Origin of the sequence: Candidatus Cardinium sp. cByotN1, assembly GCF_022810525.1 — a bacterium.
GTDB lineage: Bacteria > Bacteroidota > Bacteroidia > Cytophagales > Amoebophilaceae > Cardinium.
The window spans coordinates 1-21,094 of record NZ_JAACGG010000118.1; the positions used below are offsets into that span (position 1 = coordinate 1).

General features: G+C 37.0%; 30 protein-coding genes. 1 reads left to right on the plus strand and 29 read right to left on the minus strand.

Annotated features, from left to right (window positions below; translation table 11 throughout):
* Nucleotides 1–238: 238 nt before the first annotated feature.
* The 28 genes from rplQ to rplC all read right to left on the minus strand — a co-directional run bounded on the left by rplQ (nucleotide 239) and on the right by rplC (nucleotide 14,164).
* Complete coding sequence (rplQ, locus tag MUW73_RS03405; protein WP_243018408.1) at nucleotides 239–736, minus strand: 50S ribosomal protein L17; 498 nt, start codon at nucleotides 734–736, stop codon at nucleotides 239–241.
* Nucleotides 737–787: 51 nt separating this feature from the next.
* Nucleotides 788–1,771 (minus strand): DNA-directed RNA polymerase subunit alpha, encoded by a 984-nt coding sequence (locus MUW73_RS03410; protein ID WP_243018406.1) that lies wholly within the window; start codon nucleotides 1,769–1,771, stop codon nucleotides 788–790.
* Nucleotides 1,772–1,812: 41 nt separating this feature from the next.
* On the minus strand, nucleotides 1,813–2,421 hold the full coding sequence (rpsD, locus tag MUW73_RS03415; RefSeq protein ID WP_243018405.1) for a 30S ribosomal protein S4: 609 nt from the start codon (nucleotides 2,419–2,421) through the stop codon (nucleotides 1,813–1,815).
* A gap of 42 nt (nucleotides 2,422–2,463) precedes the next feature.
* Entirely contained in the window at nucleotides 2,464–2,856 is a 393-nt protein-coding gene (gene rpsK, locus MUW73_RS03420; protein ID WP_243018404.1) for a 30S ribosomal protein S11, read from the minus strand.
* Between the two features lie 69 nt (nucleotides 2,857–2,925).
* Nucleotides 2,926–3,303, minus strand: coding sequence for a 30S ribosomal protein S13 (gene rpsM, locus MUW73_RS03425; protein ID WP_243018402.1), 378 nt, complete (start codon nucleotides 3,301–3,303; stop codon nucleotides 2,926–2,928).
* Between the two features lie 3 nt (nucleotides 3,304–3,306).
* Nucleotides 3,307–3,423 (minus strand): 50S ribosomal protein L36, encoded by a 117-nt coding sequence (rpmJ, locus tag MUW73_RS03430; protein ID WP_243018400.1) that lies wholly within the window; start codon nucleotides 3,421–3,423, stop codon nucleotides 3,307–3,309.
* A gap of 11 nt (nucleotides 3,424–3,434) precedes the next feature.
* Nucleotides 3,435–3,662: a translation initiation factor IF-1 gene (gene infA / locus MUW73_RS03435; RefSeq protein ID WP_114910315.1), complete on the minus strand. Its 228-nt coding sequence runs from the start codon at nucleotides 3,660–3,662 to the stop codon at nucleotides 3,435–3,437.
* Between the two features lie 301 nt (nucleotides 3,663–3,963).
* The gene (secY, locus tag MUW73_RS03440; RefSeq protein ID WP_243018399.1) at nucleotides 3,964–5,256 is read right to left on the minus strand and encodes a preprotein translocase subunit SecY; all 1,293 of its coding nucleotides are present in this window, start codon (nucleotides 5,254–5,256) and stop codon (nucleotides 3,964–3,966) included.
* A complete protein-coding gene (rplO, locus tag MUW73_RS03445) occupies nucleotides 5,249–5,707 on the minus strand; it encodes a 50S ribosomal protein L15 (RefSeq protein ID WP_243018397.1) in 459 nt (152 codons plus the stop codon). The genes secY and rplO overlap by 8 nt, the downstream gene beginning before the upstream one ends.
* A gap of 7 nt (nucleotides 5,708–5,714) precedes the next feature.
* On the minus strand, nucleotides 5,715–5,894 hold the full coding sequence (gene rpmD / locus MUW73_RS03450; RefSeq protein WP_243575257.1) for a 50S ribosomal protein L30: 180 nt from the start codon (nucleotides 5,892–5,894) through the stop codon (nucleotides 5,715–5,717).
* A gap of 7 nt (nucleotides 5,895–5,901) precedes the next feature.
* The gene (rpsE, locus tag MUW73_RS03455; RefSeq protein WP_243018394.1) at nucleotides 5,902–6,417 is read right to left on the minus strand and encodes a 30S ribosomal protein S5; all 516 of its coding nucleotides are present in this window, start codon (nucleotides 6,415–6,417) and stop codon (nucleotides 5,902–5,904) included.
* Between the two features lie 5 nt (nucleotides 6,418–6,422).
* Complete coding sequence (rplR, locus tag MUW73_RS03460) at nucleotides 6,423–6,776, minus strand: 50S ribosomal protein L18 (protein ID WP_243018393.1); 354 nt, start codon at nucleotides 6,774–6,776, stop codon at nucleotides 6,423–6,425.
* A gap of 18 nt (nucleotides 6,777–6,794) precedes the next feature.
* Complete coding sequence (gene rplF, locus MUW73_RS03465) at nucleotides 6,795–7,346, minus strand: 50S ribosomal protein L6 (RefSeq protein ID WP_243018391.1); 552 nt, start codon at nucleotides 7,344–7,346, stop codon at nucleotides 6,795–6,797.
* 11 nt (nucleotides 7,347–7,357) lie between these two features.
* Nucleotides 7,358–7,762: a 30S ribosomal protein S8 gene (gene rpsH, locus MUW73_RS03470; RefSeq protein ID WP_243018388.1), complete on the minus strand. Its 405-nt coding sequence runs from the start codon at nucleotides 7,760–7,762 to the stop codon at nucleotides 7,358–7,360.
* A gap of 51 nt (nucleotides 7,763–7,813) precedes the next feature.
* The gene (gene rpsN / locus MUW73_RS03475) at nucleotides 7,814–8,083 is read right to left on the minus strand and encodes a 30S ribosomal protein S14 (protein WP_243018387.1); all 270 of its coding nucleotides are present in this window, start codon (nucleotides 8,081–8,083) and stop codon (nucleotides 7,814–7,816) included.
* 12 nt (nucleotides 8,084–8,095) lie between these two features.
* Complete coding sequence (gene rplE / locus MUW73_RS03480; RefSeq protein WP_243018385.1) at nucleotides 8,096–8,650, minus strand: 50S ribosomal protein L5; 555 nt, start codon at nucleotides 8,648–8,650, stop codon at nucleotides 8,096–8,098.
* A complete protein-coding gene (rplX, locus tag MUW73_RS03485) occupies nucleotides 8,643–8,990 on the minus strand; it encodes a 50S ribosomal protein L24 (RefSeq protein WP_243018383.1) in 348 nt (115 codons plus the stop codon). Before rplX ends, rplE begins: the two co-directional genes overlap by 8 nt.
* A 3-nt stretch (nucleotides 8,991–8,993) precedes the next feature.
* On the minus strand, nucleotides 8,994–9,362 hold the full coding sequence (gene rplN, locus MUW73_RS03490) for a 50S ribosomal protein L14 (protein WP_243018381.1): 369 nt from the start codon (nucleotides 9,360–9,362) through the stop codon (nucleotides 8,994–8,996).
* 2 nt (nucleotides 9,363–9,364) lie between these two features.
* Nucleotides 9,365–9,619, minus strand: a complete 255-nt coding sequence (gene rpsQ / locus MUW73_RS03495; RefSeq protein WP_243018379.1) for a 30S ribosomal protein S17 — start codon at nucleotides 9,617–9,619, stop codon at nucleotides 9,365–9,367.
* 5 nt (nucleotides 9,620–9,624) lie between these two features.
* Nucleotides 9,625–9,828, minus strand: coding sequence for a 50S ribosomal protein L29 (gene rpmC, locus MUW73_RS03500; RefSeq protein WP_243018378.1), 204 nt, complete (start codon nucleotides 9,826–9,828; stop codon nucleotides 9,625–9,627).
* 40 nt (nucleotides 9,829–9,868) lie between these two features.
* Entirely contained in the window at nucleotides 9,869–10,294 is a 426-nt protein-coding gene (rplP, locus tag MUW73_RS03505) for a 50S ribosomal protein L16 (RefSeq protein ID WP_243018377.1), read from the minus strand.
* A 38-nt stretch (nucleotides 10,295–10,332) separates the two neighbouring features.
* On the minus strand, nucleotides 10,333–11,049 hold the full coding sequence (gene rpsC, locus MUW73_RS03510; protein WP_243018376.1) for a 30S ribosomal protein S3: 717 nt from the start codon (nucleotides 11,047–11,049) through the stop codon (nucleotides 10,333–10,335).
* A gap of 64 nt (nucleotides 11,050–11,113) precedes the next feature.
* Nucleotides 11,114–11,464 carry a 50S ribosomal protein L22 gene (rplV, locus tag MUW73_RS03515; RefSeq protein ID WP_243018374.1) on the minus strand — a complete coding sequence of 117 codons (351 nt, stop codon included), beginning with the start codon at nucleotides 11,462–11,464 and terminating at the stop codon, nucleotides 11,114–11,116.
* An 8-nt stretch (nucleotides 11,465–11,472) separates the two neighbouring features.
* Complete coding sequence (gene rpsS, locus MUW73_RS03520) at nucleotides 11,473–11,739, minus strand: 30S ribosomal protein S19 (RefSeq protein ID WP_243018372.1); 267 nt, start codon at nucleotides 11,737–11,739, stop codon at nucleotides 11,473–11,475.
* Nucleotides 11,739–12,566, minus strand: a complete 828-nt coding sequence (rplB, locus tag MUW73_RS03525) for a 50S ribosomal protein L2 (protein WP_243018371.1) — start codon at nucleotides 12,564–12,566, stop codon at nucleotides 11,739–11,741. Before rplB ends, rpsS begins: the two co-directional genes overlap by 1 nt.
* A gap of 43 nt (nucleotides 12,567–12,609) precedes the next feature.
* Nucleotides 12,610–12,897 (minus strand): 50S ribosomal protein L23, encoded by a 288-nt coding sequence (gene rplW, locus MUW73_RS03530; RefSeq protein WP_243018369.1) that lies wholly within the window; start codon nucleotides 12,895–12,897, stop codon nucleotides 12,610–12,612.
* A gap of 3 nt (nucleotides 12,898–12,900) precedes the next feature.
* Nucleotides 12,901–13,530 carry a 50S ribosomal protein L4 gene (gene rplD, locus MUW73_RS03535; protein ID WP_243575258.1) on the minus strand — a complete coding sequence of 210 codons (630 nt, stop codon included), beginning with the start codon at nucleotides 13,528–13,530 and terminating at the stop codon, nucleotides 12,901–12,903.
* Nucleotide 13,531: 1 nt separating this feature from the next.
* The gene (rplC, locus tag MUW73_RS03540; RefSeq protein WP_243018366.1) at nucleotides 13,532–14,164 is read right to left on the minus strand and encodes a 50S ribosomal protein L3; all 633 of its coding nucleotides are present in this window, start codon (nucleotides 14,162–14,164) and stop codon (nucleotides 13,532–13,534) included.
* Nucleotides 14,165–14,800: 636 nt separating this feature from the next.
* Here rplC and MUW73_RS03545 point away from each other — a divergent pair.
* Nucleotides 14,801–19,222, plus strand: coding sequence for an SET domain-containing protein (locus MUW73_RS03545; RefSeq protein WP_243575259.1), 4,422 nt, complete (start codon nucleotides 14,801–14,803; stop codon nucleotides 19,220–19,222).
* 19 nt (nucleotides 19,223–19,241) lie between these two features.
* Here MUW73_RS03545 and MUW73_RS03550 read toward each other — a convergent pair whose 3' ends face one another.
* A complete protein-coding gene (locus tag MUW73_RS03550) occupies nucleotides 19,242–20,675 on the minus strand; it encodes an ankyrin repeat domain-containing protein (protein ID WP_243018264.1) in 1,434 nt (477 codons plus the stop codon).
* Nucleotides 20,676–21,094 lie beyond the last annotated feature (419 nt).

The window sequence follows — 21,094 nt, forward strand, 5'->3', positions numbered from 1 at the left end:
TTTCCGCTCATCCAATGGCTTATGCTAGGAAAAATCGCGCCTTTTTTTTCATCAGCACTTGTTTTTTTGGCTACTTTTTGATCAAGCAAAAAGTAGCTTTAAAAATTTATTTTTTACTACTGCCCTGAACAAATATAAAAGTAAGTTTAAAAAAGCTTTTTTACCAATGTTTTGAACAGATAGTTGTTTCTCTATCAAGCAAAAAGTAAATTAAAAAAAGTTTTTTTACTAATAATCATTATTCTTGATCAGCAACTACTTCTGAAACTGTTTCTGCAACACTTTCTGTACCTGCTTCTTCTGTAGAAGAAGCAGATGCGCTTTTCTTTCTTCTTCTACGTGTTATTTTAACAACTTTGGCTTCTTTGGTGTAGATATCATTATAATCGACCAATTCAATCATACACATAGCTGCATTATCACCAGCTCGATTGGGCAACTTAATAACACGGGTATAACCACCTGGACGCTGCTCAATTTTTTCAGCAATCTGATTGAATAATTCTTTTACAGGTTCTTTATCTTGAAAGTGAGAAAAAACCATTCTTCTAGAGTGAGTCGTATCTTGCTTGGCTCTAGTAAGAATAGGCTCAATAAATGTACGGAGTACTTTACCTTTAGCCAAAGTAGTAACAATACGCTTATGCATAATAAGCGACTTAGCTAGATTCATAAGCAAAGCTTTTCTATGCCCTGCAGGTCTACCTAACCGATTAATTTTGTTTCTATGCCTCATTGGTTTATAATATAGTTAATAGTTACTATATGGAGCAATTTTAGAGAAAAACTACCCATCTAATTTATACCTGGAAAGATCCATACCAATCCTCAAATTCTTTTCTGCCAAGAGCTGGTCAATCTCATCACGTGACTTACGACCAAAATTTCTAAACTTCATGGTATCGAAATCTTTTACAGTTACAAGGTCTTGCAATGTTTCTATGCCTGCTGATTTAAGACAATTTAAAACACGTGAAGAGCATTTTAGCTCATTAACATGTGTTTTGAGGTTTTTTTGCATGGCTATTGTTTCCTCATCTAACATCTGAACAACTTCATCTTCTGGTGATTGTAGCACAATTTCTTGACCAGATAATAAATTGAGATGCTCAATCATCAACTTAGCAGCTTGCTTAATGCTTTCTTCTGGACTAATAGAGCCATCTGTTTTTACTTCAAATGTCAACTGTTCATAATCTGTACGCTGCGCAACACGAATATTCTCAACACGATATTGTACGCTTATAATAGGGGAAAAAATCGAATCAATAGCAACAAGGTCTAAATCTGCTTCTTTAGGTTTGTTTTCCTCAGCCGATAGATAGCCCCTATGTTTGACAATATGGAGTTCCATATCAAAACTAGCAGATGCATCAAGCCTACAAATGACCAAATCTGGATTCAAAACTTCAAAAAAAGGAGTAGCTTTAGCAATATCACCGGCACAGAATTCAGGTTTATTGACCCGAACTGAAATGATATCATCACCTTCTTCTCCAATTTTCTTTAAACGAACTTGCTTAAGGTTCATTGTAATCTCTACCAAATCTTCTTGCACACCTTCAATGGTAGAAAACTGATGACGGATACCAGGAATCTTAATAGCAACAATAGCATAGCCCTCTAAAGAAGATAGTAACACACGCCTAAGGGTATTACCAATAGTAGTGCCATACCCTTTTTCAAGTGGACGAAAACTAAAAACACCATGAAAAGCATCCACTTTCTCCACAAATATCTTCTCGGGCATTTGAAATGGTAATGACGACATATAGAATCTTGATTTGATTTAAAAAGACAAAAACAGCAGAACTATTTGGAATGAAGCTCCACAATACTGCGCTCATTAATTTCTTCTGGTATTTCAGAACGCTGCGGAAAAGCAAGAAACTTACCTACCATGGATGAGGCATCCCATTCTAGCCAACTGTATTTATTAGATGGATTGCTCCCTACGTTATTAACAATCAAAGCCATGTTTTTTGCCTTTTCTGTTACGGTTATTATGTCTCCAGGCTTTAATGTATAAGAAGGAATATCCACAACCTTGCCATTGACCATACTATGCCTATGGGATACGATTTGTCTGGCTTCTCGCCGTGTAGTAGCTATGCCAAGTCTATAAACGGTATTATCTAGACGAGCCTCCAGCCGCTGAAGAATTACTTCACCTGTGATACCTTTACTTTTGGCAGCTTTTTCACAAAGGTTCTTAAACTGACGTTGCAATAACCCATAGGTATACTTTGCTTTTTGCTGCTCTACTAATTGGAGACCAAACTGAGAACGTCTTTTACGCCTTTTACCATGTTGCCCAGGCGGATAGTTCTTTTTTTGCAACACTTTATGAACAGACGAACCAAATATGGGACTATTATATCTTCTTGCAACTTTGGCTTTTGGACCACGATATCTTGCCATATACTATACTTCTTCTAATATAAATTGGTAAATTTTATCTATTTAGGGGCGCCTACGCTTAGGTGGCCTACAACCATTGTGCGGAAGAGGTGTAACATCTCTAATAGAGATGACCTCTACGGAATGCTCTTGAAGGGCACGAATGGCTGACTCACGTCCAATGCCTGGGCCTTTTACAAATACATTGACCCGACGCAACCCCAATTCATGGGCAGCTTTCGCACAGTCAGCTGATGCCATCTGAGCGGCATAGGGAGTGTTTTTTTTGGATCCTTTAAAACCCATCTTGCCAGAAGAAGACCAAGCAATCACCTGACCAGCCTCATTTGTAATCGAAATAATAAGATTATTAAAAGTAGCTTGAATATGTGCTTGCCCCTCTTTACCAACCTTTACAACTCTTTTTTTAACTTTATTTTTTCCTGTATTTTTCATAGTAATTTTCTATAAACTTTCTTTATACATAAATAAAGACAAGTATACTATCTAACGAAAAGATAGACTTTATTTAGTGGCCTTCTTTTTATTGGCAATAGTTTTAGGCTTTCCTTTACGCGTTCTTGCATTGGTTTTGGTACGCTGGCCACGAACGGGCAAGCCCATTTGATGCCTAATGCCTCTGTAACATTTAATCTCTACCAGTCGCTTAATATTGAGCCGAATCTCGGATTTTAAGTCTCCTTCTATTTTATATACACCACGAATGGCGGTTCTAATGGCTTTTAGGTCATCATCCGTCCAGGTGGATACGCGCCGGTCTTTATCAATTTGAACAGCGTCAAGAATTTTATTTGCAGAACTCCTGCCAATTCCATATATGTAGGTAAGCGCAATCTCTCCGCGCTTGTTATCTGGAATGTCTACACCTAATACTCTAGCCATACTCTACCCTTGTCTTTGTTTAAATTTAGGCTGCTTTTTATTGATCACATACAATACACCTTTACGGCGTACAATTTTGCAATCAGCGCTTCTTTTTCTAACAGATGTTTTAACTTTCATAATTAGCGTAACTATTCGGTTGTTTTATATCTGTGCACTATTCTAGCTTGTGTTAAATCGTAAGGAGTTAACTCCATCCTAACCGAATCACCAGGAAGAATTCTAATATAGTTTTTACGCATTTTCCCAGAAATATGGGCCCTAACGATATGACCATTTTTAAGCGCAACTTTAAATACTGCATTTGGTAATGCTTCTTGTACGATTCCACCTTGCTCAATGGGAGGTATCTTAGCCATATTATTTTTTCTAAATCTTAAATATTATTTTTTACTCTGATTGTCTTGCATTTGTTATTTAACAATCGCATTATCATATAACAAAACAAATACCCCTCCGGGGCTAATATACTAAATTTATTGGAAATACCAGTATGGTTTTTCTAAACTTTACTTTTTACGGCAACTGATCAAACGACCTACCGCTTAAACGCTCACCTAGATCTAGCAGGCTGCCTTTTCACACACTGTTTCTCCTATCAATTTCTCACTATAAGCAGGTTGCACAAAGAAGCTTAGTAGAGACAACTTTAGTAAAAAATCACCTTATATTAACCCCTTTATTAATAATTACTTCATAGCGACGCATTAACAAATAGCTTTCGACTTGTTGCAAGGTTTCTAGCATGGCACTGACCATAATTAACAAAGAAGTGCCTCCGTAGAATCTAGAAAAAGGTAAACTTACACCAACCATAGAAGCAAAAACAGGCAGCACAGCTATAATGGCTAAGAAAATAGCACCAGGTAGGGTAATTCTATCCAAAACATCATCTAAAAAACGGGCAGTTGCATTGCCAGAAGTGATACCAGGAATAAAGCTACCTGCACGCTTCATATCTTCGGCTATTTGTACAGGATTGACGGTAATAGCGGTGTAAAAAAAGGTAAAAACAATAATTAAAGAAGCAAATAAAAGATTGAATAGGCAACTGGTAATATCTTGTAACATACCACTGATATGGGCTAACCAAATAAACTTATCCTTCCAAAGGCCCAGCAAAAATGACAAGCAAACAATTAACAGATTGGCAAATATAATCGGCATAACACCTGCACTATTTAGCTTAAAGGGTATATATTGACGCTGCCCTCCATATATAGTACTGGTACTTAACTGTTTAGCATATTGAATAGGCACTTTGCGAGTGGCCTGGGTAAAAGCAACCAGGAGCAACACAATGAAAAAGAATACGAGTAACTCTAAAACAAATAAAAAGATGGCTCTACTACCCCGGTGGACTGCTTCCTGATATAAAGCACCTGGAAAAGAAGAGACAATACCTACCATCATCAACATGGTCACACCATTACCAATACCTTTATCTGTAATCTTTTCTCCTAACCACATACAGAATAGGGCACCTGCAGTGAGAATAACAATAGAAATAAAAATAAAAAAAGTGCGACTTATAGAAACATTACCACTACTAGTAGCAATAAACAAATATTGAAAAGACTGAAATATAGCAATAAAAATAGTAAGGATTCGGGAAATTTGCGCGATTTTACGCCTGCCCATTTCTCCTTCACGTTGTATTCTTTGAATTTTTGGCCAGGCAATGGACAAAAGTTGCATAATGATAGAGGCGGAAATATAAGGTGTAACGCCCACTGAAAAAACAGACACCTGGCTAAAAGAACCACCTAAAAAACTATCAAGAAGACCAAACACTCGTTTGGCATTAACAGAAATTTGGGTTACATCTATGCCTGGTAAAACCATCATACTACCTATACGGAAAAGTACGAGAAAAAACAAGGTATTTCTTATGCGAATTCTAAGCTCTTTTATCAGAAAGATATCTTTAATAACTTTAACTAACTTATTCATATATAGGCAATATAGTAACTTTCCCACCAAGGTCTTGAATGGCTTGTAAAGCAGCGGCTGAACAACGATGAGCCGAAACAGAAAGTTTAAGGGTCAACTGGCCATCTGCTAAGATTTTATATTTTTCATGCTTACCAATTACGCTATGCTTTCTCAAGAAGAGATGATCTATAATAGAAACTTGATGCTTATCGGCCAATGCTTGCAACGTAGAAAGGTTCAAAGGGGTAAACTCAATACGGCTAGGACATTTAAATCCATACATGGGAATACGTCTCTGCAAGGGTTGCTGACCACCTTCAAAACCAATTTTTCTTTTATAACCAGATCTAGACTGCGCACCATTGTGACCACGAGTAGCGGTTCCGCCTCTTCCAGATCCTTGGCCCCTACCGACACGTTTTTTACGTTTTAGAGCACCGATTGCTGGTTTAAGTGTATGTAGTTCCATAAACAAATTATATCTTTTCTGTAACGACTAAATGGTTGACTTTATCTACCATACCCAATATTTGAGGAGTGGCTTCAACGACGACCTGTTTATTGATGCGACCCAATCCCAGTGCTTTAATGGTAGCTTTTTGGGCTTTAGGGCGTTTTATTAAACTACGTACCTGAGTAATTTGTATTTTTTTCATAACAACCTTATCCATTAAAGACTTTATCTAACGAGATACCACGCTGCTTAGCAATAGTGACAGGATCACGCAATTGCAACAATGCCTTAAAAGTGGCCTTGACGACATTATGCGGATTAGAAGAACCTTGTGACTTAGACAAAATGTTTTTAACACCCACACTTTCTAGCACAATCCGAACCGCACCACCAGCAATGACACCGGTACCAGAGGCTGCTGGTTCAATCAAGACATGGCCGCCGCCATACTTACCGACAGAGCCATGTGGAATGGTATCGCGTAAAATAGGGATTTTGATTAAATTACGCTTTGCTTCTTCTACCCCCTTGGCAATGGCATCGGTTAATTCTTTTGCTTTACCCAGCCCATAGCCTACCACGCCCTGACCATTGCCCACTACTACAACGGCAGAAGAACTAAATCTGCGACCACCCTCGACTACCTTGGTAACGCGCTTAATAGCGACTACTCTTTCCTCAAGATTATAATCAGTGGCCTTGAGTTTTTTACGAACTAATATCATATTGATTAACATTTAAGACCTTTTGCTCGAACACCGCCACCGATTGCTTTGACTTTTCCATCGTAAATATACCCAGAACGATCAAATACAACAGTTGTAATACCTTTAGCTAGTGCTTGCTCAGCTAGGGCTTCTCCTAGTGCCCATGCTCCAGCGACATTATTTTTAACAATCTTTAACTTTCTTGTAGAAAGAGCAAGCAATGTTTCTCCTTTGTCATCATTAATAAGCTGAACGTAAATAGAGGTATTGCTCTTAAAAAGAGAGAGCCGGGGTCGCTCTAGGGTCCCATGCAAACGCTTCCTAATTCTTTTTCTAACTTTAAGTCTTTTTTCTACCTTTTTATTCTTTAGCTCCATCTTTTCTACTATATTACGCTACTTCTTAGTAGATTTACCGACTTTACGTCGAACTTGCTCACCTAAGAATCTAACACCTTTACCTTTGTAAGGCTCAACTTTTCTCAAAGAACGTATTTTGGCAGCTACTTGACCCAGCAGCTGCTTATCAATACATTCCAAATGAACCAATGGACTTTTCCCTTTAGGTAATTCAGTCGTAACGGTTACTTCTTCTGGCAAAACCAGAACGATGTCATGGGAATAGCCTAGGCTTAGCTCTAGTAACTTGCCTTGTACATTGGCTTTGTAACCAACCCCTACTAACTCTAACGTTCGCTTGAAACCTACACTAACGCCTACTACCATATTATGAATCAAGGCCCTATAAAGGCCATAAAGTGCTTTAGATTTTTTGGGATCAACTGGTATAACTTTAACGAGCCCCTCAGAAACTTGAACCATAATGGTTGGATCAATCTGTTGTTGCAACACACCTTTGGCCCCTTTAACTTCTATGACCCCTCCATCTATTGCAGATACGACAACACCTGGGGGCACATTAATGGGCTGTTTCCCTATTCTTGACATTTTTCCTAATTTTAGTAAACATAACAAAGTACTTCACCACCAACATGAACTTTGCGGGCTTCTTTATCCGTCATAATGCCTTTGGAGGTGGACAATATGGCTATACCCAAGCCATTGATAACACTGGGCATGGCCGCAACCGTAGCATACTTACGCAAGCCGGGCTTGCTTACACGTTGCAACTTTACAATGGCAGATTGCTTAGTAAAAGCATCATATTTGAGTGCAATTTTAATAGTAGGCTGCACGCTATTTGGTTTAGAAACAACCTTATATCCGCGAATATATCCTTTTTCTTGTAAAACCTCTGTAAGCTTTGTCTTGGTTTTTGAAGCAGGAATTTCTACAATGCTGTGCTTGGCATTAATGGCATTTCTGATCCTAGTAAGATAATCAGCTATTGGATCTGTAGTCATAGTAAGTATATATTAACAAAATAATAAAAACAGGGATATAACATTAGGTGTCTACCAACTTGCTTTGCGTACACCTGGTAATTTTCCCTCTAAAGCCCATTTTCTAAAGACCAGTCGGGAAAGACCAAATTTTCTGATATACCCACGACCTCTACCTGTTATATTGCACCTATTACGCAGCCTAACAGGTGAAGCATTTTTAGGAAGCTTATCAAGTGCCATATAGTTACTTTGTTCCTTTAACGCAGCTCTTTTAGCAGCATACTTTGCTACCAAGTGTCTTCTTTTTCTATCTCTTGCTTTAACTGATTCTTTTGCCATAACCTTTTAAAATTAATCTTGCTCCAAGTTAAAGGGCATTCCCAAAGCTTTCAAAAGTTGAAATGCGGCTTCATTGTTTCGAGCAGTTGTAACAAAAGTTATATTCATACCATTAATCTTAATAACCTTATCAATACTAATTTCTGGGAATATGATTTGTTCTTCAATACCAACATTGTAGTTGCCTCTCCCATCAAATCCAGTGGTACGTAAACCCCAAAAGTTTCTAATTCTAGGCAATGCAATCGAAATAAAGCGGTCAAGAAATTCATACATAAGCTTGCCTCGTAAGGTAACTTTTACGCCAATAGGCATACCTGCCCTAAGCTTAAAATTAGAAACTGATTTTTTAGCACGAGTAGGAACAGCACATTGTCCAGCAATAGCGGTTAGCTCTTCGATGCCAAGCTGGATGAGTTTTTTGTTGGATACACCATCACCTAACCCTTGATTGATGCAGATTTTATGTAATCTAGGAACTTGCATAACTGATTTATACCCCAACAAATGTTTAAGATTGGGAATAACCTCTGCAAAATACTTTTCTTGTAATCTAGGCTTAAACATTTTTTATAAAATTTCCTGTTTTCTTAGCGTACCGCTGAAGCTTATCGGCTTCATTATGTTTTCTTCCTACACGGGTAGGCTCCCCACTTACTGGATCAATTAACATCAGGTTGCTAATATGGATAGGGGATGGATGCCTTTGAATGGCTCCCTTAGGATTTTGAGCAGAAGGCTTTACATGTCTGGCTACTATATTCTTGTCTTGGACAATGGCACGATACACCTTAGGAAATACCTGCAAAACGGTACCTTCTTCATTTCTATGTTTGCCCGCTAAAATCTTTACGCGATCTCCTGTTCGAATGTGAATCTTAAGATTCTTTTTAATTGTTTTCTTCATCCTTTATAGTACTTCATCAGCTAAAGAGGCTATTTTCATAAACTTCTTATCTCGAACTTCTCGAGCAACTGGCCCAAAAACACCTGTGCCTTTAGGTTCATTATTGTTTTCAATTAAAACAATAGCATTGTCTTCAAAGCGAATATAAGAACCATCTTTGCGTCTTACTTCCTTTCTGGTACGAACCACCACGGCTTTAGAAATAGTGCCCTTTTTAAGGGTGCTGGAAGGGTTAGCAGTCTTTACGGTTACTACAATTTTATCGCCAACATGGGCATATCGCTTACGGGTGCCACCCAAAACGCGAATGCAAAGGGCTGTTTTTGCACCACTATTATCGGCTACTTTCAGTATTGATTCCTGTTGTATCATTTTTATTGAGCTCTTTCTATGATTTCAATCAACCTCCATCTCTTTTTTTTACTTAAAGGACGTGTTTCCATAATTCTTACCAGATCACCAATACTACAACTATTTTCTTCGTCATGTGCCATAAACTTAGTGGTTGTCTTTACAAACTTACCATAGACAGGGTGTATGGCCTTAGTGTCCATTGCAACAGTTATGGTTTTATGGGCTTTGTTACTGGTTACCCTTCCTACTTTTTCTTTTCTTCTATTTCTCAGCATGGTGACTACATTTCTGATGGTTGCTTACGCAACTTGCTCTGAGCTGTTTTTAGCCTGGCAATAGATTTTCTGGTTTCCCTAATCCTGATAGGATTCTCAATGGGAGAAACGGAATGGGCAAATCTTAGCTTTACTAAATAATCTAACTCTTCTTTTAACTTATCATTGCATTCTTGAGAAGAAAGTAACTGAATATCTTTATATTTCATCTCGGCAGTTATTTTTTATATTCCATACGACTTATCGAGCCTACGCGCCTGGGTGATAATCTCTTCGGACTACGAAATTTGCCTTAATAGGCAACTTATGGATAGCAAGACGCATGGCACGTTCGGCTACTTCCTTAGAAACACCATCTAACTCAAAAAGGATTCTACCAGGCTTAACAACGGCTACAAAAGAATCGGGAGCACCTTTACCTTTACCCATCCTTACTTCAGCTGGCTTTTTAGTTAGAGATTTATCTGGAAAAATTCTATTCCAAACTTGTCCTTGCCGTTTCATTTCTCTTGTAATAGCGATACGCATCGCTTCAATTTGCCGAGCAGTAATATAAGAAGGTTCTAATGCCTTCAGCCCAAAGGTACCAAATTCTAATGAATTTCCCTTCATAGATAAGCCTTTTATTCTTCCCTTTTGCGTTTTTCTGTAACGTACTCTTTTTGGTTGTAACATTTTAGTACAAAAGTTAATATGATTATATAGTAGGAACCCTAGTTACTGCTTCTTTTTTTTTCCCTGGAAGATGCAATAGATCGCTCCCCTACTCTATTTGGTTTCCCTGCTGAACGTTGGGATTGATTAGCAGCTACATCACCCCTAGAAATCCAAACTTTAATACCTATTCTACCATAAATGGTATGGGCTTCAACAGCTGTATAATCTATATCGTTACGAAGTGTATGGAGTGGAACAGAACCTTCTTTAAATTCGTCTGAGCGAGCCATTTCAGCACCATCCAATCTACCAGAAACTTTAATCTTAACGCCTTGGGCACCAGAACGAATAACCGCAGCAACACATTGCTTTACGGCACGTTTGTAAGGCATACGCCCTCTAATTTGTTGCGCAATTTGCAAAGCAACTAACTTAGCTTCCAGATCTGGCCTTTTAATCTCAACGATATTAAGCTCCACTTCTTGCTTAGTGAGCTTTTTCAACTCTTCTTTTACTTTATCGACTTCTGCACCTGACTTACCAATCACAATGCCTGGACGAGCGGTTCGAATAGTAACGGTAATCTTTTTACCAGCACGCTCTATCAGAATCCTAGCAACACTGGCTTTAGCCATTCGAGCCTCTAGATAGGCGCGAATTTTTTCATCCTCCATTAATTTTTCTGGATAAGAGGATTTGGACGCAAACCAACTAGAATCTGACTTGCGAATAAAGCCAACTCTAAAGCCGACGGGATTAACTTTTTGACCCATTGTAGTATTATTTCGTCTATAGTGTGGTTAGATTCTTGTATCTGAAACAGTCTTGCGAGACAGGTTAGTAAGGCTTTACTGCACTGTCTACCACAATAACAACATGACTAGATCTTTTTCTAATCCTGTGCGCAACACCTCTTGGTGCAGGCATAATTCTTTTGAGCATACCTGCCCTATCCACGGTTATCTTTTTTATAAAAATGGACTCATCTTCTAGAGAGGTTGGATTAGTATTTTGCCAATTTGAAATAGCAGAAAGCAATAGCTTTCTGAGTTGAAGAGCAGCTTGCTGTGGTTTGCTCTGTAGAATAGCCAATGACATAGCCACACTTTTACCCCTAATAAGCGCTGCTAAGAGTCCAATCTTACGCGCAGATATAGGTAGTTTTCTTAACTTTGCTGTTGCCTCCATAGTTCACATTATCTTTTTTTAGACGTATGGCCTTTAAAGTTTTTGGTTAAGGCAAACTCACCGACCTTATGGCTTACCATTGACTCTGTAATAAAAACGGGAATAAACTTATGGCCATTATGAACCGCAAGCGTATGGCCTACAAAATCCGGCGTAATAGTTGAGCGCCTAGACCAGGTTTTGACTACTGTTTTTTTACCAGATTCATTGAGCATATCTATCTTTTGTTGTAGATGATGTGCCACATAGGGTCCCTTTTTTATAGATCTAGCCATTATTTTTTCTTTTTACTAATAATCAGTCTAGCAGAATATTTATTTCGATTGCGGGTCTTTTTACCTTTTGTATATAACCCTTTAAAAGATCTAGGATGTCCTCCAGAGGCTTTACCTTCACCGCCACCCATTGGGTGATCAACTGGGTTCATGACAACTGCCCGAACACGTGGTCTTTTACCCAACCAACGGCTTCTACCTGCTTTAGCAATGGTAACATTATCATGGTCGCTATTAGAAACAGATCCAATAGTAGCCATACAATGATCCAACACCAAACGTCTTTCACCAGAAGGTAACTTAATGGTTACATACTTGCCGCTTTTAGAAAGAAGCTGGGCATAAGATCCAGCGCTTCTGGCTAATGCAGCCCCACGTCCAGGAGCTAGTTCGATATTATGAATAATGGTTCCCAATGGAATGTCTTTCATTGCCATAGCATTACCTGGTTCTATTGGGGAGTCGGGACCTGCTACCACTTTAGTGCCTACTTTAATGCCTTCGGGAGCTATAATATAGCTTTTTTCACCATCTACATAATGTAATAAGGCAATATAGGCGGTACGCATAGGATCGTACTCAATAGAATGTACAAAGGCCGGAACACCCAACTTTCTTCTTTTAAAGTCAATAATACGGGCACGGCGCTTGTGGCCACCTCCTCTATGAGGAACAGTAATCCTACCGCGGTTATTGCGACCACCTGTACGTTTGGTCTTGACTAAGAGTGACTTTTCCGGTTTACGCGCTGTAATAACGGTAGAAAAATCTGGCGCTATCCTAAAACGCTGACCAGGAGTGGTTGGATTAAGTTTTCTTAATGGCATAACTAGATCAACTAACAGCTATAAATATAATACAAAGGCCGAATTAGAAGTTATTATAAAACTCTATGCTATCCCCTGCCTTAAGGGTTACAAGGACTTTTTTATAGGAAGGTCTTTTTCCTTTCATGACACGGGACTTGGTATGCCGGGTTATGTATTTTCCAGCATAACGCATGGTATTAATTTTATTTACTGAAACACCATAAAAGCGTTCAATTTCTTTTTTTATCTGGTTTTTATCGGCACGGTCATCGACAATTAAACCATAAACACCATGCTTATTAAGGGCTGATACCTTTTCGGTTACCAAAGGTTTTTTTAGAATACTCATCTGTTACTGGCTCAATTTTTCTACTATAGGCGCTATTGCATTCTCCATAATTAACAATTTTTTTGCATGCAATAGATCATAGGTATTGACGTGATCTACGCAAACGACTTTGGTTTGCTTTAGATTCCTACTGGATAGGATAATATTTTTGTCTACACTAGGCAAGATCAATAAAGTCTTTTCATCAAAAAAGGACAAATTTCGGAGCATGCCTAAGTAGTTTTTTGTCTTGGGTGTATCAAAGGAAAAAGGTTCTAAAACACAAATATGACTTTCTTGAGCTTTATAAGAAAAAACAGATTTTCTGGCTAACTTTTTTACCTTACGATTTAGTTTAAAACTATAATCTCTTGGTTTTGGTCCAAAAATACGACCTCCTCCTCTAAATAAAGGGGATTTGATATCACCAGCCCTAGCGGTACCGGTACCTTTTTGCCTTTTAAGCTTTCTTCTAGAACCACTTACTGCACCACGCTCTTTTGATTGATGGGTCCCTTGACGCCTAGCGGCCAGGATGCATTTTACATCCAAATAAATAGCATGGTCATTGGGCTGGATACCAAATACTTCTTCTGGCAATACAACAGAACGGCCTGCTTCCTCTCCTGTATATTTTAATACTGATAGGTTCATTTTATTTCTCCAAAATTACATAACCATTATTGGCACCAGGTACTGCTCCATGAACTACGATTAGATCTTTCTCTGGCAACACTTTCAACACCTCAAGGTTAGCTACCTTAACTCTATTGCCACCTGTTCTCCCAGCCATGCGCATGCCTTTGAATACGCGAGATGGAAAAGAAGCGGCTCCAACAGAACCGGGCGCCCTTTCTCTATTGTGTTGACCATGCGAACGGCCGCCAACTCCACTAAAACCATGTCTTTTTACAACGCCTTGGAAACCTTTCCCTTTAGACTTACCGACAACGTCTATAAATTCACCCTCAACAAAAACATCTTCTATGCGAATCACTTGACCTAATGTAATCTGCTGCAATAGAGACTCATCATCACATCTAAACTCAACTTGTTTTTGCTTGGGGGTAGTAGCAGCCTTGGCAAAATGGCCTATAAGGGACTTAGTCGTATTTTTTTCTTTCTTATCATCATAAGCCAACTGAATAGCTTGATAACCATCTACAGACTTTGTCCTAAGCTGGGTCACCACACAAGGCCCTCCTTGAATAACGGTGCATGCTTTTTTATGACCTTTACTGTCATAAAGACTGGTCATCCCAATTTTTTTTCCTATGATTCCAATCATCAACTTAATATTCATTATATCCTTTTAGATTGCCTTAAAAGTAGCAAAAAACTAGGAAGAATTATATAGCAAGAGGGCAAATTTAAATAAAAATCTAAGCCGAATCAAGTGATTTATCTTAAAACCCTACTACATCTAGGATGTGCGTGATCCAAAGATATAAAAATTAAGGGAGAAAGAAAAATCCAAGAATAATGAATGGTTCATGTTACTTTTTTTGATAAAAAAGTAACCAAAAAAATCAAGCGCTGATAAAATAAAGCATGTAGTATTGTATAAATCAAATTTTATTTATATAATCATTTCTTTTTTAATTAGCTATTATCTTATCTATTCACTACTGTGGTAATGCTACGTACGAAAATAAAAAATGCCTCTCGTAAAATAGTTGCGATCAGTAAGTGACCCTTGTAGCTGAAATAGAAAAACAGTTTTGTTTGAAGCCCGCTGCGCGGGCCAGTGTTGTTTTTCCAGCTGTAAGGGCCACTTTCCGGAACTTTTTACTGAGGGCTTGATTTTTTACCATTGGCTGAACAGATACGATAATATCTACGACTTATTTTTTCATTGTATGTGTAAATATGCTTTTTTATTTATCAAAAAATAAGCAAATCAAACTAATAATTTTAAGTCATCATGCTATTAATCAAACTGTTTTGGGCTTTGTGCAGGTCTGCTTTAGTAATTATATATGGCTGTAGTGGCCCCAACCTAAAAAGATCTGCACGCATGGTGCATGTGCCTGACCTATCTAATTCAAAAATAGGTCACAAACAAAGTTCCAATAAACCTAGTCAATCGCGTAGTCAATCGCGTAAGCGAACTAGTTTAGATGGATCATCTTGTAGTTCAAAAGAGGAGGAATATCCACAGCATAAAAGAAGAACACTAAAAATACCTAGTAGTGACCATCCACCTGTTTCTATTCCCAACAACGAGGCTAACCCTATTAAAAAATCATTAGATATAATAAATGAGCCTAAAAGATCTACTAAACGTAGATTAGAGCCAACATCACATTTAGAAGGGGAAAGTCTATCAAGTAAAATAAGAAAAATCTCATTACACAATCATACTAGACTAACTCACACGAAAAGCAACCTTACACAAGTGGTATTAAGCCGCTTACCCGATACAGCTTTTTTTAAATCATTAAAATTGAAAATAAATAATGATCCAACCAGCCCATTGGCTCAAGCCATCATAGAAAAATTGGATGCCTTACATCAATTAAAAATACCGTATAGTTTTTTTAGTAGCATGTTAAGGACATGTAATGACCTAGATCCTTGTAATGATTTACTCAACAAGCTTTTAGACAAGTGTGATAAGTCGGGATATTCAATAGAAGCTAAATTGCATAAGGCACTAAAAAATAATATTCAGCTTAGTAATATATCTGGTATACTACATGGTTGCGGGCCTAAAGCAGCTCAAGAATATGAAGAACTAATCAATAAGCTGACCGAGCAAAAGACCTTGGATCAACTTAAAGAATTAGAAAAACTAGGTTTTACAATCAGTAATCTATCCAGTATGTTAGGTCACTGCACTCATCGAGCAGCCAAAGCATCTCAAGACTTACAAAACTTAATTAATAAGATAAGAGATAATAGCATGTTGCATAAACTCAATCAGTTAAAAGCAATAGGTTTTAAAATCAACAATCTATCTAGTATGGTAAGTGGCGCGGGGCATAAAGCAGCTGAAACATATGAAGAATTAATTAATAAACTAACGGATGATAAGATATTGGATCAATTTAAAGAATTAAAAAAACTGGGTTTTGAACCGAGCAATATATCAAGTATGTTACATGGCTGCGGTAATAATGCTGCTATAAGAGCTGAAGATTTAATGAATAAGCTTACTGATAACAAGACCCTAAAGAAAGTTAAACACTCACAAAAACTGGGATTTACGGCCAGCAGTCTATCCAAGATGTTAAATGGAGCAGGGAATCAAGCAGATAAAACAGCTGAAGCATTAATCAATAAGCTAAGTGAAAAAAAAACCTTAAAGAAGCTTAAGGAATTACAAAAACTGGGTTTTACAGCTAGTAATCTATCCAATATGTTAACTGGCCGAAGTAATAAATCCGCTAGAGCATATGAAGAAGTGATCAATAAGCTAACGGAAGACAAAATGCTAGCAGGACTTAAAAAATTACAAAAAATAGGATTTCTAGCTAGTAATGTGGCGAATATATTAAGTCACTCCGGATATAAAGCAGCTACAGCATATGAAGCATTCATGAATAAGTTTACCAAGGCAAAAACTTTGAAAAAGCTTAAGGAATTACAAAAAATAGGTTTTAAAGCGAGCAATATATCCAGTATGTTACCAAAATGTGGCAATCAAGCAGCTGTACTAGCTGCCAACTTAGTGCATAAGATGACTGAGAAAAAGGCTTTAGTAAAACTTAAGCAGTTACAAGAATTAGGCTTTAGCCCCATCAATCTATCCAGTATGTTAAGCGGCGCTGGAAAGCAAGCACCTCAAGCATATGAAGCATTAATTAGCAAGCTAACGGAAAATAAGATTTTTGAACGAGTTAAAAAATTACAAAAAATAGGATTTAAGCCCAGTAATTTATCCAATATATTACATGGTTGCAGTCATAAAGCTGCTATAACAACTGAAAACTTGGTCAATAAGCTTACCGAAGAAAAAATGTTGACGCAGCTTAAAACATTACAAAAAATAGGTGGTTCAATCAGCAATCTATCCAACATGTTAAGTGGAGCTGGTAATAAAGCAACTATAGCCGCTGAAGCGTTAATAAATAAGCTTACGGAAGATAAAATGTTGCATAAACTTAACGAGTTTAAAAAAACAGGTGGTTCTCTTAGTAATCTATCGGGTATATTATGTGGCAGGATTAATAAACCAGTGCGAGCATGTGAAAACCTTATCAATAAGTTAATGGAGAATGGAATGTTAAATAAAATTAATCAGTTAAAAGAAATAGGTTGTACCATGAGCAATCTATCCTGTATATTATCCGGTGCCGGGAATAAAGCAACTGTAACTACTGAAGACTTAATCAATAAGCTAACAGAGAAAAAAATGTTGACGCAACTTAAAAAGCTACAAAAATTAGGTTTTACAATCACCTATTTATCTAGTATGTTAAGTGGCGCCGGGAATCAAGCAACTGTAGCCACTGAAAGCTTAATCAATAAGCTATCAGAAACGGAAACATTGAATAAGCTTAAGCAGTTAAAAGAAATAGGGTATACACCTAACCATTTATCCACTATATTATATGGCTGTGGTAATAAAGCCTATACAACATTTGAGCAACTAATAAATAAGATGACTGACCAGAAAATCTTTACTAAGCTTAAGGAATTACAAAAAATAGGACTTACAAACAGTAGTATAGCAAATATATTGTATGGATCTGATAACACAGCACCTGAAGCATTGGAAGCCTTAATCAATAAATTAACGGAGAAGAAAATAGTTAATAAGTTTAAGCAGTTAAAAAAAATAGGGCTAGTAACCAATAATATATCCAGTATGTTAAGTGGATCTGGTAATAGAGCAGCTGAAGCAACTGAAAAATTCGTTAATAAGCTCATGGACCAGAAAATCATTGATAACTTCAAGAAATTAAAAAAAATAGGATGGGCACCCAGCAATATAGCCAATATGTTAAGTAGATGTGGTAATAAAGCATATGAAAAACTTGAACAGTTAATCAATAAGCTAATGGAAGAGCAAATCATCGTTAAGCTTAAGCAATTACAAGAAATAGGATTGGTAACCAACAATATAGCTAATATGTTGCATACATCTGGTAAAAAAGCACCTGAAGCATTGGAAGCCTTAATGAATAAGCTAACGGAAGAGCAGACATTCACTAAGCTTAATCAGCTAAAAAAAACAGGTTATACATGTCGGGATGTATTCAGTATATTAAATAGTTGCGGTAATAAATTATCTGAATCGTTGAGTTATATACTGGATCTATTCAATAACAAGCAATATATCGAAACTATAGAAAAAGTTACTACTGCTATGTATAGCCGATCAGATGTAATTCAGGAACATGATGAAATGCTAGTTAGTAGAAGAGCAAGTACCGTGTTAAAGCGTCTAGGAGATTTGCGCAATAACCAAGCTATTAGTGATCCAACTAATGATCAAGCATTTAAAAAATTTTTAACAAGCTGCTACAAGAAAAACAAACATGTAGATGATAGCCTTTTGGAGGTCAAAAAAGTTTCCAATGATGACCCGAGGATCGCCTTGCGTGGTCAAGATAAAGTGGTAGCCAAACAGCGGATTAATAAAGGCACCATACTAGGTATGTATACGGGTATATTGCTATGCGATGACGACCCTATTGATCATGGAGTTGAAGAGGCTTATTTAGCCACAAAAAACATTTATGGGGTCAATAAACTAAATAGCTACAGTTTTGGTATTAAACTTGATGGCGTTAGCCCACTTTATCTAAGTGCGTGTGGACGAGGTAATATTTTAATGAAAATTAATGCTCATACAACTTATGAAGGTAAAGATCGTGTAGACAATTCCTATACACCGAATGTAGCACCATCATTGCATAGTTGTGATGGGCTTACCCCATTTATATTATTTTATGCCACTCAAGATATTAGCCCTCATAGAGAATTGTTATTTGATTATGGTAAACAATACTGGTCTAATCATAATAATAATGATAATTTATCTAATCCAGATGCCAAGATATATAGGACTTTATTAAACAAAAACCAGTATATAACGCAAGTTGAAAGTATAAGATTTCTAAAATTGCTAAAAAAATATGACTGTAAATTATATCAGAATTTACTAAAGCATATAGAGGTTCCATTTAATAGGGTTAATCATTTTGCAGGTAAAGATAGATTAGTAGAATGCAGAAAAATTAATAGGGCTGATAACAATAAAATAGATTACCGCATATATAAACTGCCAGGTGAATCGCATTTAGGGGAACGATTTCAAGATTATTTTTCAGTTAAATGGAAACCATCCGATAATTTGGATGAATTAGAGAAGTATAGATGGAGTGATGGACAATAAAAGTAAATAGTAGCTAATTTTACATAGGTGCGTTTTTTCTTTTTTTCATCCTATGCGGCTGAATAGATACGTTTGGGTGAACCGGCATTTTTTTTAGAGCGTTTGCTAGAAGCGTAATGCATGATAAATGACGATGTAACTTAGCAAAATCAATCGGGGTAGAACCATCCTCATATTTTTCATCGAGCAGGATCCCTTTAACGCCTATTAATGCACTGATTACTGCTACATGACCTTTAGCTGCTGCCATATGAAGCGAGGTAAAGCCTTTGTTAGCTTTTTCATTGACCAGAATGCCTGGAGCTTCCAGTAATGCTTTAACGACTGCTACATGACCTTGGTGTGCTGCCATATGAAGCGAGGTAAAGCCCTTGTTATCTTTTTCATTGACCAGAATGCCTGGAGCTTCCAGTAATGCTTTAACGACTGCTACATGACCTTGGTGTGCTGCCATATGAAGCGAGATAAAGCCCTTGTTATCTTTTTCATTGACTAGAATGCCTGGAGTATTCAGTAATGCCTTAATGACTTCTACATGACCTCGGTGTATTGCCATATGAAGCGAGGTAAAGCCCTTGTTATCTTTTTCATTGACCAGAATGCCTGGAGCTTCTATTAATGTTCTAACTATCGCTAGATGACCTTGGTATGCTGCCATATGAAGCGAGGTAAAGCCTTTTTTAGTTCTTGCATTGACAAGAATGCCCTGAGCTTTTATTAAAGACCTAACTACTGCTACATGGCCTTGGTATACTGCCATATGAAGGGGCGTACAGTGATCCTCCTGTTTTGGATTGACTAAAATCCCTGAAGCCTCTAACAATACCCTAACTACTGCTACGTGGCCTTGGTATACTGCCATATGAAGGGGCGTACAGTCATCTTGCTGTTTTGCATTGACTAAAATCCCTGGCATTTCCAATAATACCCTAACTACTGCTAGATGGCCTAGGTATGATGCAATACAGAGCGGAGTAGCACCATATTTAGTTTTTGTATTGACATCAACTCTTACATCTTTACTTAAAAGTCTAACTGCTTCTACTTTACTATTTTTTGTTCCTAATTGAAGAGGAATATAGCCATCATGATCCTTTGCATTAAGCAAACAATATATAGCATTATAATTAATCGAATTCTCAAGTAGAATTTTAAGGATATCTATATGATTTGATAAAACTGCATGATGAATTATATTACGTCCTTGATTATCTGTTGCAAATAACATATTATCCTTAGCAAGCATAGGCAAATAATTGATAATTAAGTTGACCAGGTCTTTTAGGGTTTTTGTTTCAGCTTTGTTCTCTTTTTTTAGATTTGTCGAATCTTCATTCAAACCATATCTAACAGCTAGTTTACAACTATTAATAGCAACTACTAAAAATAGTACCAAACTTAATCCAGTCATTAATTTGGACAATAAAATGTACTTTATATGTTTTTTATTCATAATGAAGATTTGTTTATAGATGGATAGTATAAATTTGCTATTAGTTCTCATGTTATTTTTTAAATTTTTCATGTTAAGGAGCTAGAAATTTTATTATTTTTTATTGATTTCAGAGGTTATTATTACTTTATTATGAATAAAAAATTTCCCTAAAAAACCTTTCATATCATATTTAGGAGACTCTATAAGTTGCATGCTATTGCTTAGATAGGATATCGCGTAAGTTTATCAATTTCCATATAGTAGGATCGTGAGGTTCGAAGTCAACGTTTAATAGGCTACTGATTCAACGCTGTCGTAAAACTAAAAAAAAGAAAAAACGAGTTTCCGTTCACCACTATGGCTTATGCTAGGAAAAAAACGCGCCCTTTGAAAAAAGTGCGATCAGAAAGCGGCGTTTACAGTTGAAAAGAAAAACA